This window comes from Veillonellaceae bacterium, from assembly GCA_012523975.1.
Lineage (GTDB): Bacteria > Bacillota > Negativicutes > JAAYSF01 > JAAYSF01 > JAAYSF01.
Genome location: JAAYSF010000071.1, coordinates 48,743 through 64,558, shown reverse-complemented (window position 1 = coordinate 64,558; position 15,816 = coordinate 48,743). Strand labels below are relative to the sequence as shown.

The 15,816-nt window shown below is 42.1% G+C and carries 18 protein-coding genes; all 18 read left to right on the top strand.

Annotated elements, in window-relative coordinates:
• Nucleotides 1-85: 85 nt before the first annotated feature.
• The 18 genes from GX348_09590 to GX348_09505 all read left to right on the top strand — a co-directional run bounded on the left by GX348_09590 (nt 86) and on the right by GX348_09505 (nt 15,726).
• Nucleotides 86-433: a histidine triad nucleotide-binding protein gene (locus GX348_09590; protein NLP42428.1), complete on the top strand. Its 348-nt coding sequence runs from the start codon at nt 86-88 to the stop codon at nt 431-433.
• 94 nt (nt 434-527) lie between these two features.
• Entirely contained in the window at nt 528-704 is a 177-nt protein-coding gene (locus GX348_09585; GenBank protein NLP42427.1) for a 30S ribosomal protein S21, read from the top strand.
• A 17-nt stretch (nt 705-721) separates the two neighbouring features.
• Nucleotides 722-1,174, top strand: coding sequence for a GatB/YqeY domain-containing protein (locus GX348_09580; protein ID NLP42426.1), 453 nt, complete (start codon nt 722-724; stop codon nt 1,172-1,174).
• A gap of 119 nt (nt 1,175-1,293) precedes the next feature.
• Nucleotides 1,294-2,580: a nodulation protein NfeD gene (locus GX348_09575; GenBank protein NLP42425.1), complete on the top strand. Its 1,287-nt coding sequence runs from the start codon at nt 1,294-1,296 to the stop codon at nt 2,578-2,580.
• Nucleotides 2,581-2,596: 16 nt separating this feature from the next.
• Nucleotides 2,597-3,601 carry a flotillin-like protein FloA gene (gene floA, locus GX348_09570; protein NLP42424.1) on the top strand — a complete coding sequence of 335 codons (1,005 nt, stop codon included), beginning with the start codon at nt 2,597-2,599 and terminating at the stop codon, nt 3,599-3,601.
• 4 nt (nt 3,602-3,605) lie between these two features.
• Nucleotides 3,606-4,034 (top strand): hypothetical protein, encoded by a 429-nt coding sequence (locus GX348_09565; protein ID NLP42423.1) that lies wholly within the window; start codon nt 3,606-3,608, stop codon nt 4,032-4,034.
• A 203-nt stretch (nt 4,035-4,237) separates the two neighbouring features.
• Nucleotides 4,238-5,800: a DUF87 domain-containing protein gene (locus tag GX348_09560; GenBank protein NLP42422.1), complete on the top strand. Its 1,563-nt coding sequence runs from the start codon at nt 4,238-4,240 to the stop codon at nt 5,798-5,800.
• Nucleotides 5,801-5,941: 141 nt separating this feature from the next.
• Nucleotides 5,942-6,217: a sporulation protein YqfC gene (yqfC, locus tag GX348_09555; GenBank protein NLP42421.1), complete on the top strand. Its 276-nt coding sequence runs from the start codon at nt 5,942-5,944 to the stop codon at nt 6,215-6,217.
• The gene (gene yqfD, locus GX348_09550) at nt 6,207-7,427 is read left to right on the top strand and encodes a sporulation protein YqfD (protein ID NLP42420.1); all 1,221 of its coding nucleotides are present in this window, start codon (nt 6,207-6,209) and stop codon (nt 7,425-7,427) included. Before yqfC ends, yqfD begins: the two co-directional genes overlap by 11 nt.
• Before the next feature lie 21 nt (nt 7,428-7,448).
• Nucleotides 7,449-8,453 carry a PhoH family protein gene (locus tag GX348_09545; protein ID NLP42419.1) on the top strand — a complete coding sequence of 335 codons (1,005 nt, stop codon included), beginning with the start codon at nt 7,449-7,451 and terminating at the stop codon, nt 8,451-8,453.
• A complete protein-coding gene (locus GX348_09540; GenBank protein NLP42418.1) occupies nt 8,437-10,629 on the top strand; it encodes an HDIG domain-containing protein in 2,193 nt (730 codons plus the stop codon). The genes GX348_09545 and GX348_09540 overlap by 17 nt, the downstream gene beginning before the upstream one ends.
• Entirely contained in the window at nt 10,538-11,005 is a 468-nt protein-coding gene (gene ybeY / locus GX348_09535; protein NLP42417.1) for an rRNA maturation RNase YbeY, read from the top strand. The genes GX348_09540 and ybeY overlap by 92 nt, the downstream gene beginning before the upstream one ends.
• A 1-nt stretch (nt 11,006) precedes the next feature.
• Nucleotides 11,007-11,378 (top strand): diacylglycerol kinase family protein, encoded by a 372-nt coding sequence (locus GX348_09530; GenBank protein NLP42416.1) that lies wholly within the window; start codon nt 11,007-11,009, stop codon nt 11,376-11,378.
• A 1-nt stretch (nt 11,379) separates the two neighbouring features.
• Complete coding sequence (locus tag GX348_09525; GenBank protein ID NLP42415.1) at nt 11,380-11,778, top strand: cytidine deaminase; 399 nt, start codon at nt 11,380-11,382, stop codon at nt 11,776-11,778.
• Nucleotides 11,775-12,671: a GTPase Era gene (locus GX348_09520; protein ID NLP42414.1), complete on the top strand. Its 897-nt coding sequence runs from the start codon at nt 11,775-11,777 to the stop codon at nt 12,669-12,671. The genes GX348_09525 and GX348_09520 overlap by 4 nt, the downstream gene beginning before the upstream one ends.
• Before the next feature lie 251 nt (nt 12,672-12,922).
• Complete coding sequence (locus tag GX348_09515; GenBank protein ID NLP42413.1) at nt 12,923-14,239, top strand: HlyC/CorC family transporter; 1,317 nt, start codon at nt 12,923-12,925, stop codon at nt 14,237-14,239.
• A 174-nt stretch (nt 14,240-14,413) separates the two neighbouring features.
• A complete protein-coding gene (gene recO / locus GX348_09510) occupies nt 14,414-15,157 on the top strand; it encodes a DNA repair protein RecO (GenBank protein NLP42412.1) in 744 nt (247 codons plus the stop codon).
• A gap of 110 nt (nt 15,158-15,267) precedes the next feature.
• The gene (locus GX348_09505) at nt 15,268-15,726 is read left to right on the top strand and encodes a DUF4342 domain-containing protein (protein NLP42411.1); all 459 of its coding nucleotides are present in this window, start codon (nt 15,268-15,270) and stop codon (nt 15,724-15,726) included.
• Nucleotides 15,727-15,816: the final 90 nt, after the last annotated feature.

Genomic DNA, 15,816 nt, shown 5'->3' with positions numbered 1-15,816 from the left:
AGGATTATGATATAAATAGGCAGAATACTGGTTTATACTGTATATTACTTAAGTTTAAGTTGCATAATGAGAGGGGGTGTGCCTTATGCGGCAAGATTGTATTTTTTGCAAAATCGCGGCCAAGGAATTACCGGCAAAGGTTATTTATGAAGACGAGTTTATGCTTGCATTTCCGGATATAAACCCAGCAGCTCCTGTGCATGCTTTGATAATTCCTAAAAAGCATATTGCTAACCTTCTTGAGCTACAGTCTGAAGATAGTGATTTACTAGCTCACATTATGCTGACAATACCAAAGATAGCTAGCCAGTTAGGCTTAGCTGATGACGGATTTCGCCTGGTAGTTAATACCAAAGATAATGGCGGGCAGACAGTTCAGCATTTACACTGGCATATTCTTGGGGGAAGATTTATGACCTGGCCCCCAGGCTAATATTGACAATTAATATATTTTCCGTATATAATACTTAGGTGTATGTGAACAAGTACACTTCCCGTAACGGCATAGTGGAGGGAGGGAGAAACAGATGTCAGAAGTGAAGGTAGGCAAAAACGAAACAATCGATAGTGCACTCCGCCGGTTTAAGCGCACTTGCCAAAAAGCTGGTACTCTCGCTGAAGTTAGAAAACGCGAGCATTACGAGAAGCCCAGTGTAAAAAGAAAGAAGAAGTCCGAAGCAGCCCGTAAACGTAAGTTTAATTAGTTTCGGAGGTATTAAGAATGTCGCTAAAAGAGCGATTGACTGAAGACATGAAGCAGGCCATGAAGGATAAAGAAGCAGGAAAGTTGCGTCTTTCGGTTATCCGCATGGTACGTGCCAATATAAAAAATGTGGAAATTGATCGAAAAAAGGAACTCTCTGAGGAAGAGGTTCTAGAGGTATTAGCAAAAGAAGTTAAAATGCGTCGGGACTCGCTAGAAGAGTTCCAAAAAGCTAACCGTACTGATTTAGTGCAGAGCCTTCAGCAGGAAATTGAAATTCTGACGCAGTACCTCCCCGAACAATTAAGTGAAGCGGAAGTTCGCAGTTTAGTAACGGAAGCTGTTGACTCTACTCAGGCTTCTGGTCCCAAAGAAATGGGTAAGGTTATGGCCGTGCTAATGCCTAAGGTTAAAGGTCGCGCTGATGGTAAAATGGTTAACGCCATTGTACGTGAATTATTGAATAAATAGTTAAATCCGGTACCGAATACGGTGCCGGATTTAATTTTATGCCTGATATCATCGGCAGAGAGGTATTGGGGTACCTAGTAGGGAATAAACTATATATACAATTGAATGGGGGTGAGTAAATGCGTTCCATGAAGGCGCTTCTTGTTCTGTTTCTGATAGCAATAGCTATGTTGTGGCATCCAGCTGCTGAAGCGGCCCCAGTAGTTATTGTCAATATAAAAGGTGAAATTAATGGTGGGCAGACTGCGTTAATTCAGCGAGCTCTAAATGACGCTAATACAATGGGCGCTCAATTTATATTAGTAGAACTTGATACTTTTGGTGGGCAGGTAGACGCTGCTGTGAAAATTCGCGACATGATAAGCGAAACCCCATTAAATACAATTTGCTATATAAAAAACCGGGCGTGGTCCGCAGGGGCTCTTATTGCCATTGCTCATCGCCAAATTGCTATTGCTCCCGGGGGCAGCATTGGAGCGGCTGAACCGATACCGGCGACTGAAAAAAATATTGCAGCCTTGAGGGCTGAATTCGCTGCTACCGCAAATAAAACAGGTCGTAATGCCCAAATTGCCGAAGCGATGGTAGATAAGACGCTTGGTTTTGTCGGGGTTGCTGAGCCAGGCAAGATTGTGGCCTTGACGGACTATCAAGCGGCCTCCTTAGGCTATGCCGATGTGGTAGCTCCTGACAGAGCCTCTGTTTTGGCTCATTATGGATTAGCGGGCAATGAACTATTGGAATATACCCCGTCTTGGCGGGACACGTTTTCCGGCTGGTTATCGGAAGAAGCAACGAAGTCATTGCTTATCACCATCATCATTCTGGCAATACTAACCGAGATTAAAACTGCGGGTACGGGAGTAGCGGCATTGGTGGGACTCGTTGCTGCCGGCTTATTCTTTATTTCGCAGTGGTGGGTTGGCTTTGCTGGTTGGGTGGAATTGGCTCTGTTCTTTGGCGGATTGTTGCTGCTACTTGTTGAATTATATACGCCTGGAGTAGGAATCTTTGGCGTTAGTGGCTTAGCGGCAATTTTACTTAGTTTCTTTCTGGTTTTAGGTGCTTCTACAGCTGCTCTCTCGTTATTGGCGACTAGTTTGGTTATTGCGGTTCTGATTTTTCTACTTATCCTTAAACGGCTTCCGTCTAGCAAATTGTGGACTAAATTGGTTCTCAAGGATTCTGCAACTGATGCGGAGGGTTTTGTAAGCAGTGATGATTACAAAGCTTATACTGATAGAGAAGGCATTGCGATAACTCCGCTTAGGCCGGCAGGAATAATGGCCATTGACGGCAAACAGCTAAATGTTGTTTCGGAGGGACAATTCATACCGCAAGGAACTAAACTAAAGGTGGTGAATACTAGCGGCAATCGAATTGTTGTGAGACCTGCGGAAAATTAAAATGGAGGTTGATTGAATGACAGGATTAATCGGTTCAGGGCTTATTTTGATATTATTTTTAGCGGCGGCTGCGCTTTTTTTGCACTTTGTACCGCTTGGATTGTGGATTTCAGCTATTGCAGCCGGTGTTAATGTCGGTATTTTCACGTTAGTCGGTATGCGGCTTCGGCGTGTGCCGCCAGCCTATATTGTACTTCCGCTTATCAAGGCCAACAAAGCCGGTCTTGATGTAAGCGTAAATCAGTTAGAAGCGCATTATTTGGCAGGAGGAAATGTTGATAGGGTAGTCGATGCTTTGATCGCAGCACATCGAGCCCAGATACCATTACCTTTTGAGCGTTCTGCAGCGATTGATCTGGCTGGACGTGATGTACTTGAAGCAGTGCAAATGAGTGTAAATCCTAAGGTTATTGAAACCCCGGTTGTTTCAGCTATGGCTCAAAACGGGATTGAGTTAAAGATTATGGCTAGGGTCACAGTTAGAGCCAATATTGATCGATTGGTTGGCGGAGCCGGAGAAGCGACTATCATTGCCAGAGTTGGTGAGGGCATCGTAACAAGTGTTGGCTCGTCTAATAGTCATAAAGATGTTCTTGAACATCCAGATTATATTTCACGGACAGTGCTTGATAAAGGATTAGATGCAGGCACTGCCTTTGAGATTTTATCTATCGATATCGCTGACGTTGATGTTGGCCGCAACATCGGCGCTGAGCTTTTGACCGATCAGGCCGAGGCTGACAAGCGGATTGCGCAGGCTAAAGCTGAAGAACGCCGGGCGATGGCAGTTGCTAAAGAACAAGAAATGAAAGCTTATAGCCAAGAGATGCAGGCTAAGGTTATAGAAGCCCAAGCCGAAGTGCCTCATGCGTTGGCTATTGCCCTAAAAGAGGGGCGAATTGGGGTAATGGACTATTACAATATGAATAATGTTCTTGCTGATACGCAGATGCGGGAATCTATCAGTAAAGTCGGCCCTGGCGTACCGGCAGTGAAACCGGAAGAACCTAAGCAACGGTGATATTATGGACATTATTATAACGCTTGTTTTAATGGCGGCTTTGTATATTATCCCGGAACTCTTCAAAAGCAAGAAATCTAAGGAATATGAATATCCGGAAATACCCGAGATACCTGATCCAACAGACATTCCCCAAAAGCCTAAGCCAAAGATGCAGTCTGTTCCTGCTTCTACGAATAAAGATCTGGCGTATCAATATTCAAAAGCTATTAAAGCGACAGGTTCTGTCCACTTAAATAACTACCCGCTGCCGCCAAAGGTCAGTAATAGCGAAGCTGCTGCGCCGACGCAGGCCTTGGTTGAGAAGCAGAATGAGCAAAAAGCTCAAATTGATCAAGCCGTAATACTAAATGGTATAATCTGGGCTGAGGTTCTCTTGCCACCGCGGGCTCATCGTCCGTTAGCGGCAATTCGTCCCAAATCAAATTTCTAGTAAATATAACCAAGTAACTTTCTAGGGTGCTAAATAATATATTAAGTAGTGAGAAAGTTTTTAAGTAAAGTCATTTCATATTCCCTTATTTTTGTAATGCCTTGTCACTAAATACAAGTGTTGATAAGGCATTATTTTTTTTTGTTTGTACAAAATAAAAATTGAGTCGTATTAAAAACTTGGTACAGAAGGGGGGCAATTGAGTGTCACAATATAAAGGGCGCTTGACTTATGCAAAAGGCACCTATGTTGAATTTGTCGTTGCTCCTAATCAAGATGTAGATTTTGGCGATATTTTAGTTGTTGAAGGGAAGAATGGTGATCGCTTCTATATTAGATTATATGATTTTAAGGTAAAATCACGGTGGTCTGATATAAATGGGGTAAATTACCTAATGAGCAAGCTCAATAACGATGGTCAGGTTGATAATCAAGAAGAGTTGGATTTTTATTTAGGGGGAAACCACACTGTAAAAATCGGTATGGCGGAGCAACTGTGCTATGCTGATACCCAGGGAAGTTTATTCAATCCTAAAACCTGTCCTGACTTTTTTTGCGAGGTGCGTTCGCTAAGTCCGGACGATAGCGCGCTGTTGACCGAAATGAAAGGTGATCTCGAAATTGGCTTTTTAAAATCGGGACGCGGTGTTATGGGATTACCTGTAGGTATATATGGCTCTAAAGCCATTACCGAGCATATCGGCGTATTTGGGACTACCGGCTCAGGCAAGAGTAATTTAGTTAAGGTTTTGGCGAGTTCGATAATAGATAATGGTAACTATGGCTTACTAATTTTTGATGTTCATAACGAATATTATAAAGACTTATCGACCCATCCGAGGGCCAAAGATAGGCTGAGTGTTTATAATACAAGTCCGCAAGCGGTATATAGTCAAAAGTTGGCTATTAACTTCGAAGAGGTAGATCCAGAGGATATTACTGCCTGTGCAACTCTCACTGAGTCGCAGATGGATGCCATTTATAAAATGTCCCAGGTATGGCAAGAAAGTTGGATGGATTATGTGCTTAGATATGAAACTGAGGATATTATTGGTGAATTGGCAGGCTGTACCGGTCAAAAATTTCAAGCCAGAACAATTAGTAAGATAAAAAGTATTTGCTGGAATCTGAAGCAAGAATTGAATATCGAAGAAGAACAGCAAACCGCAATTCAAAAGATTATGCGAGAACTCGAAGAAGGGAAAATAGTTCTTATAGAACTAAAAAATATTTCCCCAGTAGGTGAACAGGCTTTGTCTACGCTATTATCCAAAAAGCTTCTTCAAAATTATGCTGGTAAAACCGATAGCGAACGCAGCAACGTAAAACCGGTTTTAATTGTACTTGAAGAAGCACATCGATTCTTAGGCAAAAAGGAGCATTCCAACAATAATGTTTTTGCTCGCTTAGTTAGTGAGGCCCGTAAATTCAATCTCGGTATGTGTGTTGTTGACCAACAGCCGCGCTTATTGGCTGACAAGGTATTATCGCAATTAAATACCTTATTTATCCTTGGCTTGGCTTCCAAAGCTGATCGAAATAAATTAGAGGCTATGTGTCGTAAAGATATACTGCAACAGCGTAACGAGATAAAAAACTTGGATTGTGGCGAAATGATTGTAGCAACCAATTATATGCGATTTGCTGCTCCGGTTAAGGTTCATAAGTTTGAAGACTTCATAACAAAGCGGTTTAATTGTTGGGGGACGGACAATGTAAATACCAATCTGATGCCATCAGTCGATATTTTGTCACCGATAACTTAATAAGAGTCTAACTTACACTGCGCTTGGATGCCTGAAGGGTTCCAGGCGCTTTTTTAGTATGTGTGATTAGCAAAGCTATTATCTAATGTACTAAATGATTGTTTTGAGCATACATTTTTATATATGAAGGGAGGGAGTGTCATGCCGAGTCGAAACAGAGGACTGCAAAAGCTGGCAGGAATTCTCGAGATACCGCAGGATATTGTTCTGGATTTACCGCGCATTACCATGTTGGGCAATAAGCAGATATTAATAGAAAATCATAAAGGTATTATCGAGTACACTCCATCGCTGGTACGTATTAAAGTTAGTCAAGGAGAATTAATTATAAACGGTAATAACTTATCGCTTAGCAATTTACAGATTGAGCAAATTCTTGTTGAGGGTACAGTGAGGGATGTTGTTTATGACATATAAGTTATCTAATTATATCTACGGAATGGTTAGAGTAAGGATTAGAGGACTGATGCCCGAAAAGTTCGTTAATTTATGTATCGCACAGCATATTTTGCTATGGGATATTGTAAAGCGCGACGATGATTTATACGCTAATATGAGATTAAATGATTTTTTTAGAATTCGCCCCATAACTCGGGTTAGCCAGGTGCGTGTACGTGTGGTATCTTATCGGGGACTGCCATTCATTATTAAGCGCATAAAACGTCGTAAAATGATGCTTGTGGGGGCGAGTCTCAGCTTTATTTTGTTGAATATTATGGCATCATATATATGGTTTGTAGATGTAAAAGGCACTAAACAGCTCACTACTGAAATGATTAAGGAAATTGCCAGTCAAAGCGGTTTAAAGCCTGGTATTGTTAAAGATTCAGTTAATGCCAAACAAATAGAGAAGACAATTCAGCTTAATATTCCGGAAATAGCATGGGCGGGAATAACATTCACAGGTACACGCGCTGAAATTGAGATTGTTGAGAAAACCATGCCCAAACAGCAGGATAATGCGCCGGCCGATATTATTGCAGCTAAAGACGGAGTTATAGTAGAGTTTATTGTTTTGAGTGGCAAGCCTATGGTGAAAAAAGGCGATACTGTTAAGAAGGGTGATTTACTGATAACGGGGGTTGTTCCCGAGCAAATAACCGATAATGTATCTGGACAGCTGGATGCGGCCAATTCTCCTCCCCAGTTTGTGAAAGCGAAAGGTATTGCCAAAGCGCGTGTATGGTATGAGACATATGGAGAGACCGAACTGGCAACCCCGATATACCAGAGAACGGGCAATCGGGAAGTTGCTGTTAACATAAATATAGGAAGTAATAAAATTTCCCTTAAGAGCGCTGACCTTGATCCGAACGCTGAATTCGAAACAGAGGTAATATACAAAAAACTTCCTAAATGGAGGAATAGCGGGGTTACCGTCGAATCTGAAATTAATATCTTTCATGAAGTTACCACATCTTGGGCGACAAGAACTATTGACGAAGCAAGGGATGACGCAAGGGCTAAAGCGTTAGCGGCTGTCCAAAATCTAATTCCGGAAACTGCGTATATTTTATCTCGTACAAGTGAAGTATTGGACACCTCTGAACCAAATCTCGTCCGGGTGAAGGTTAGTGTGGAAACTATCGAAGAAATAGGCCAAAGTGTTGTAATATTGAGCCAATAAAGCTCACAGGGAGGCTAATTTTTGCAGCGGTTAACAGAGCAACGTATTACTTTAAACGATAGCCAAGAGGCTTTTGCCATCCTAGGGCGTAATGATGAGAATTTACGACTCATTTGTGAATCTTTTACTGTCAAAATTATGACGCGTGGTGACGAAATAACTGTTATCGGCAATGAAGACGAGGTTGATAAAGTTGCCGGATTATTTAACGAATTATTATATATATATCGATCCGGAAATGCCATTACCGTACATGACGTACGTTATAGTATTAGGATGATAAAGGAGGGGCAAGGAGCCCATCTGCATCAGATGTTTGCTGATACAGTACTAGTGACTGCTCGCGGCCGTCATATAAAGCCTAAGACGCTAGGGCAGAAGCGGTATCTTGAGGCCATCCGGCATAATCACGTAACCTTTGGTATAGGACCGGCAGGAACTGGGAAAACTTATCTTGCTGTGGCAATGGCAGCATTTTCCTTAAAGAACAAGGAAGTTGACCGTATAGTTTTGACCCGGCCAGCTGTAGAAGCAGGAGAAAAACTTGGATTTTTGCCGGGCGATTTACAGGAAAAGGTCGACCCATATCTTAGGCCTTTATATGATGCGCTCTATGACATTTTGGGGGCTGAAACCTTCCAAAAATATATGGCGAAAAACATTATTGAAGTAGCTCCACTTGCGTATATGCGTGGGCGAACTTTAAATGATTCATTTATAATTCTGGACGAGGCCCAAAATACTACCCCCCCGCAAATGAAAATGTTTTTAACTCGTCTTGGTTTTGGTTCAAAGATGGTAGTGACAGGTGATATAACCCAGATTGACTTGCCAGCCAACACTCCGTCAGGTCTCAAACAGGCCCAACAAGTTTTTCAGGATATTCCGGGGATCCAATGTGTTTCATTAACAGAACACGACGTCATCAGGCACGAAATTGTAGGCCGAATTATTAAAGCCTACGATTTATATGAGCAGCAAGATGATGGTTTGGGTGGAGTGAGTAAGTATGATATCATTAAATAATCGGCTGCGGAATTTTTTTGCGCAACCGGCCAGCATTTATGCCAAGCCAACCGTCCGTCGCATTGTTTTAGGTTTGGCATTTTTTTTCTTGTTCATGGTGATTTTATCTGCTGATTTTATACCGGACAAGGTTTCGTTTCAGATTGGTCAGGTAAGTGACCGGGATATTATCGCGCCGCGGACCGTGTCGTATGTCGATAACGGTAAGACTAAAAAATTAGAGTCGGAAGTTCTGGCTAGTGTTGCTAATGTCTATGATTTAGATATTAATGTAATGGCTAGGGCTGATGAGAGTGTTACAGCAATTTTCAATGCTGCCCGGCTGGTTGTTTCCGATTATACACTAAAATCGGAAGAAGACTGGGCGGACAAACTCCGGCATAGTATCAAAACATCTTTATCAGGCGCAACAATCTCAGCACTTACCGAACTAGATGAAACTGAATTAGCACAGGCAGAAGAACAGACTCGTAACATTCTGCGCAAGTATTTTCAACGGGGTATTCGGGATGATGAGTTAGATTTTGCTAGAAAGCACGTGGTTATCGAAACCGAAGAACTGCGGCTATCAAAAAATGTTGAATTAGTTGTTGCAGGTGTTTCGCAAGCATTGTTAAGCCCGAATTATATTTTGAATGTCAAAGAAACGGAAAAGCGAAAACAGGTAGCGTTAGCTGGTATTGAGCCTGTTCGTGAGACAGTAAAAAAGGGGCAGGTTATTGTCCGCCGCGGTGATATAGTAACCGGTGATCAAATCCATGCCATGGAAGAACTTGGACTGCATAAAGGTCAGGCCAATGAACTGCGTATCTTCGGACTTACCCTATTTGTGCTTGTTATAATGGCCCTTGTTATGGGTTATTTGTATAAGTTTGCTCGCCCGGTATACGAAAGTGACTTGAAGTTAGTCTTACTTGGACTCATTATACTTGTCGCACTCCTATTGGCTAAAATTGCCCACTATTACTCAAATTTCGCAGCTCCCCTGGCAGCAGGGGCCCTACTCGCGGCTATTTTGATCGATACCAGAATCGGCCTTTTGGTTAGTGTTGCATTAGCGATGTTTTTCTCCGTAATCGTTGACCACGAGCTGAGACCCGTAGCTGTAGCTTTAGTTGGCAGTATGGCCGGTGTATATAGTGTTTCTAAAATGGCTCATGGTTATAGCGTCACTCGGACAGGGCTGTGGATTGCGGCTGTTAATTTTATTGTAATAGCAGCAAGCGGATTCGTAGAGCAGGTAAATAGCTCGCAAGTGTTAATGCAAGGCTTGTTAGGCGTTGTTAGCGGTATTGGGGCTGCGGTAATAACAACCGGGTTACTGCCTTATTTAGAGCAGACCTTTAGTATTACTACGCCAATAAAACTGCTAGATCTTGCCCAACCTAATCATCCGCTCTTGCAACGGCTCTTGCTGGAGGCGCCGGGTACATATCACCACAGTGTGTTAGTTGGTAACATGGCTGAAACGGCAGCCGATTCAATTGGTGCTGATTTGGTTACGGTAAGGGTTGGCGCTTACTATCACGATATTGGAAAGATTAAGAGACCTTTTTTCTTCATCGAGAATCAAGTTGATAGTGAGAATCCCCATGATAAGATAGCCCCGTCTTTAAGTACGTTAATCGTTACATCACATATTAAGGACGGTCTGGATCTTTGCCGTGAATATAAAATTCCTCAGGTTATCGTCGATATTATTCAGCAGCATCACGGAACTACATTAGTATCCTACTTCTATAAACGTGCTACTGAAACCGAACATGGCGAATGTGTTTTCGAAACTGACTTCCGATATGAAGGGCCTCGGCCGCAAACTAAGGAGGCCGCGCTGATTATGCTTGCAGATGCTTCAGAGGCTGCGGTAAGGTCAATATCTAAGCCTAACATCAACAGGATTGAGGCGATGGTCCGCAAAATAATCCGTGAGCGTCTTAATGACGGTCAATTAGATGAATGTGATTTAACATTGAAGGATCTTAATACCATAGGCGATGTTTTTATTAGAGTGCTGTCGAGCATGTTCCACAGTAGAATTGAGTATCCAGAGGCTGTTAAAGAACTGGAAAAGAGGAAGGGTAAAAATGGAAATTGTAATAAGCAATCTACAACAAAAGATGAGTGTAACGCCGCAAATGGAGCAAATGATGAAGGCAGTACTCGAAAAGACTGCTGAAGTTCATGCGATAGCTGAGGAATGCGAAGTTAGCCTGGTTTTGGTCAACGATGAATATATCCATGAATTAAACCGGGATTACCGTGGTATAGACCGTCCTACCGATGTTCTTTCTTTCGCGCTCAATGAGGGTGAAGAGCCGGAGGTTTTTGACGGTCCGGAAGAATCGCTGCTCGGTGATATTATTATTTCGCTTGAAACAGCTGCAAGACAAGCTCTAGAATATAATCATAGCTTGGAACGGGAGCTAGCCTTCTTGACAGTTCATGGTATGCTCCATCTCTTAGGTTACGACCATGAAGACGAAAATGAACGAAAGAAGATGCGTGAACAAGAGGAAAATATATTATTACGCATGGGAATATCAAGAAAATGACATGACTAAAAGAGGTAATTTAGTGAATTCGTTCAAGTGCGCTTTAGCAGGAATTATTTACTGTGTACAGCGCGAGCGAAACATAAAAATTCATTTGGCAGCCGCAATTATGGCCTTTATGTTAGGCTGGTATTTAGAACTGTCGAGAGTAGAATTTTTACTTCTGGGACTATATGTTATGTTGGTACTTATAGCTGAGGTTGTCAACACGGCAATAGAAGTTGTTGTCGATCTTATTACCCCAGAGTATGACCTCTTAGCTAAGGCGGCGAAAGATATTGCTGCTGGAGCAGTATTATTAGCAGCGCTAGCCTCGCTAATAGCCGGAGGATTACTATTCTTGCCTAAGCTGGCGATTCTGTTAGGAGGATAAAATGGAAAAATTAATAAATGCAGCAATTTCAGCACGGGATGACGCTTATGTACCATATTCGGGGTTCAAAGTTGGCGCGGCAGTTCTGACGGGAAATGGCGACATTTATCAAGGCTGTAATATTGAAAATGCATCTTATGGACTAACCAATTGCGCAGAACGGACGGCAATTTTTAAAGCTGTGTCAGAAGGGCAGACTAATTTAAAAGCAATAGCCGTTGCTGCTGATACTGAAAAACCTGTAGCGCCGTGCGGTGCTTGCCGGCAGGTTATCGCCGAATTTAAAATAAATAAGATTATAATGTGTAATTTGAAAGGCGAAAAACGGGAAGTCAGCCTTGAAGAACTTCTGCCGTTCTCGTTTAGTAATACGGATTTGATAGGAGTAGAGAAAAAATGAATACTTCAGAGAGCTATAAATCTGGCTTTGTCTCGGTAATCGGCAGGCCTAATGTCGGTAAATCAACGTTAGTAAACAGCCTTATTGGCCAAAAGATTGCCATAATGTCGGACAAACCCCAAACGACGCGCAATCGGATTTTATGTGTGCTGACCACTGAAGATGCTCAGATTGTATTTATGGATACTCCCGGTATTCATAAGCCAAAACATAAATTAGGCGAGTATATGGTTGAGACGGCTACTCGGACTTTACGCGAAGTTGATGTCATTTTATTTGTTGTTGATGCAACCGCCTCGCTTGGGGCAGGCGAGCAGTTTATAATGGAAAACCTTATTTCAGTAAAGACCCCTGTTGTATTGGTTGTAAATAAAATCGATCAAGTACCAAAACAAGAGCTTTTACCAATGATCCAAAAATATACCGAGGCATACGACTTTGCTGCTGTTGTTCCAATATCGGCATTGGCGCGGACTAATCTTGAAGTTCTGGTTAGTGAAATAAAAAAATATCTTGAACCAGGACCGCAATATTATCCCGAAGATATGGTGACCGATCAGCCTGAACGCCTAATAATTGCTGAGCTCATAAGGGAGAAGGCACTGCACCTGACTCGGGAAGAAATCCCCCATGCTATTGCGGTCGATATCGAGGAAATAACGACTAGGACTAACGAAGATCTTTATATACGGGCCGTAATATATGTAGAGCGTGATTCCCAGAAGGGAATAGTAATTGGGGCAAAAGGGCAGTTGTTAAAAGAAATTGGTCAACAGGCAAGAAACGATATTGAAACATTGCTAGGGTCAAAAGCCTATCTTGATTTATGGGTAAAAGTAAAAAAAGATTGGCGTAATCGTGAAGGTATCCTTAAAAATTTTGGTTATGAATAAAAAATGTCTTAAAAGCATGGTTTTTTTTAGCTACCGCATGTCGGTAGCTATTCTATTTATTGACCATTTGGGTATCTGAATGGTATCATTTGTAAAGAAGACTGCTTTTATGGATGCGTGCAGCGTTAATTTATAATTGGCAAACGGGACATAATATTTTATAGATGGTTATAAATCGCCTGCTTGATTAGGTAAGGCGCTTGTAACTGTCGAGGGAGAGATGCGCTATCGAGTCGCCTTTATCTAGTGGTATGAAATTGTTGGCGGTTTTGATGCTGGTGTTAATGAATGGTTTTTTTGTTATAGCTGAGTTTTCACTGCTTAAAATACGTAAGACAAGGCTTGAGGAATTAGTGCATCAGGGCAATCGGAGAGCTCAACTGGCTTTAAAAGTAGTTTCATCATTTGATACCTATTTAAGCGCTACGCAACTAGGCATTACATTAGCATCACTAGCGCTGGGTTGGCTGGGTGAGCCAGCAGTTTCCTCATTAATAGGACCTTTAATCCTGACCTATTTACCAGAGCTTGATTGGCTTATCTCAACTATCAGTACTGTGATTGGTTTTACTATTATTACTTTTTTGCATATTGTTTTTGGGGAATTGGTACCAAAATCAATGGCCATTCAGCAGGCGGAAAGGTATGCCTTATTTGCAGTATGGCCGTTATACATTTTCCATAAGGTGGGCTATCCTCTCATTCTGGTATTTAATAAAGCTGCTAAAACAGTCCTGGCCTTTCTTGGAGTTAAAGCTGCTAATGAGGCTGATTTGGCTCATTCTGAGGAAGAATTGCGCATGATCGTCAGTGCCAGTCAGCGTGGCGGTGTACTTGATCAAATGGAAAGTGAGCTTATTGACAATGTTTTTGATTTTGCGGACCGCTTAGCACGCGAAGTAATGGTGCCGCGTCAAGACATGATATGCTTATTTGCGGACGATTCATTTGATGAAAACATGAAAATAGTGCACGAAACCCATCACACACGATATCCTTTGTGCGTTGAAGATAAAGATCACGTCATTGGCATGATTCATATTCGCGATTTAATGGATTTTGATATGTGTGATAGCGCCGACAAAGATTTAAAAACTATCATGAGGGAAATCCTCGTAGTACCTGAAGGTATGTCAGTTGCAAAACTCCTCCAAGTTATGCGGCGTAAAAGGATTCATTTAGCGGTGGTTGCAGACGAATACGGCGGAACCGCCGGATTGGTAGCTTTGCAGGATGTTCTGGAACAAATTGTCGGTGATATTCAAGATGAGCATGATGATGCTGTCGAAACTGAGATCTTGCGATTAAACGATGGTTATGAGTTTGACGGCAGGGTTCTTTTGGATGATGTATTAGAGCTTTTAGATATTAAATTAGAAGATCATGAAGAAGATACCATTGGAGGGTATATATTTGGACTTTTAGGCAGGCGTCCAGAAGTTAGCGATAAAGTCAATATCGGGAACTATGTCTTCGAAGTGTTAAAGGTTAATGGATTTCGTATCGTTAGGGTAAAAGCCACGCTTCTTCCTCAACTAATAGTTAAGGATTCCGAGATGGTCGATTAATAATAACGCACGAAGGGATGATGTCAAGTGATGCTTAGGGATCTAATGTGGGAGATATTCCAAAGTACAGGACATATTGGAGCATATCTGGCGTATCGTTCGTGTATTAGGCCTAATAACACCAGTGAGACTAGTGAAAATTCCAATAGTAAGATGGAGTGCATGTAAGTTATTATGACACAGTATCAAACTGAAGCCATCTTGTTGGCTGTGCGCAATTGGGGTGAGGCCGACAAGATGGTTACTTTGTTTTCACGTGAGCATGGGAAAATTACGGCAATTGCTTACGGGGCAAGACGGCCGAAAAATCGTTTGGCTAGTGGGATGCAGCCATTTATGCATATTAACGTATCTTTAGCTTCAGGTAATAGCCTTGATTATATAAAACAATATGAAACAATAAATACTTTCCGAGAACTGCGGGAGAAACTGGATCTATTGGCTTATGGCGCCTTTATAGCCGAACTGACGGCAGAATTGTGTCCTGATCGTCAGCCGGAACCGCAAATTTTTGACTTGCTGGAAGGTATTTTTAAGCTGCTTTCACAACGAAACCCGCGGGTTGCTAGCTTAGCAGGTGCTTGGCAGCTCTTGGCTTTAACGGGTTTTTCGCCGCATTACAATAAATGTACCGTCTGCTGTAAGGAGTTAGTACTTCCTGCTTACTTTAGTATAGCTTCCGGCGGCGGTGTATGCTCGGAATGCCGTACTCCGGAGAATTTTGAGTTTAGCATGGAGGTTGGCAAATTCCTTGACAACTTATTAAATCTTGAATGGCATAATCCGGGCCATTTTACCGTTAGTGGCGCAACGCTTGTAGAGACCGAAAAGTTATTCAGCTGTTACTTAAGGTATCATATCGATAAGCCGCTGAAATCTATCTCTTTCATAAGAGAGGTTATGGCTGCGGGGCGATAGCGAGATTTGCTTTGGAATCTCGGTCGGCTGATAATAAGTAAGCGGGGATAAAACGCCCTTACTATGGGTAATATTAAATGCACGAAAAATTCGCGCTGGAGGGTTTGGATATGGAAGAGATTACATTAGAAAAAATTGATCTTATACGGGAACGCACCGGTTTATCATACCGCGAAGCCAAAGATGCTTTGGAAAGAAGCAATGGCAATGTAGTTGATGCCTTGATAGAATTAGAAGGGAAAAAACAGACTAGATGGACCGAAGAATTCAGCTTGAAATCAACAGAGGTTATAGACAAAGTAAAAGAATTACTCCATGAGGGCAATGTCAATAAGATACGAATTAAAAATGATGGTAAGACATTGGTTGAGATTCCAGTTTCTATCGGAGCGATTGGAGCAATTGCTTTGCCGCAATTGGCTGCTTTGGGGGTCTTAGTAGCCGTATTTAAACGTTGTACTATTGAAGTCGTCCGTGGTGAAGGTGGCGAAAACGCTGACGAGCAGCCGGTTGAAGATAGTCAGGAATATAAACCACCTAAGAAAATAGATACTTTATCCGATGACTAACTCGCTCTAAGACTCCCGCATCTACAAGCTGGAGCAAGAGCGAGTAAGTCCCTGGATAATTTCGACTAGAGTTCAGATGGCGTTAAAACG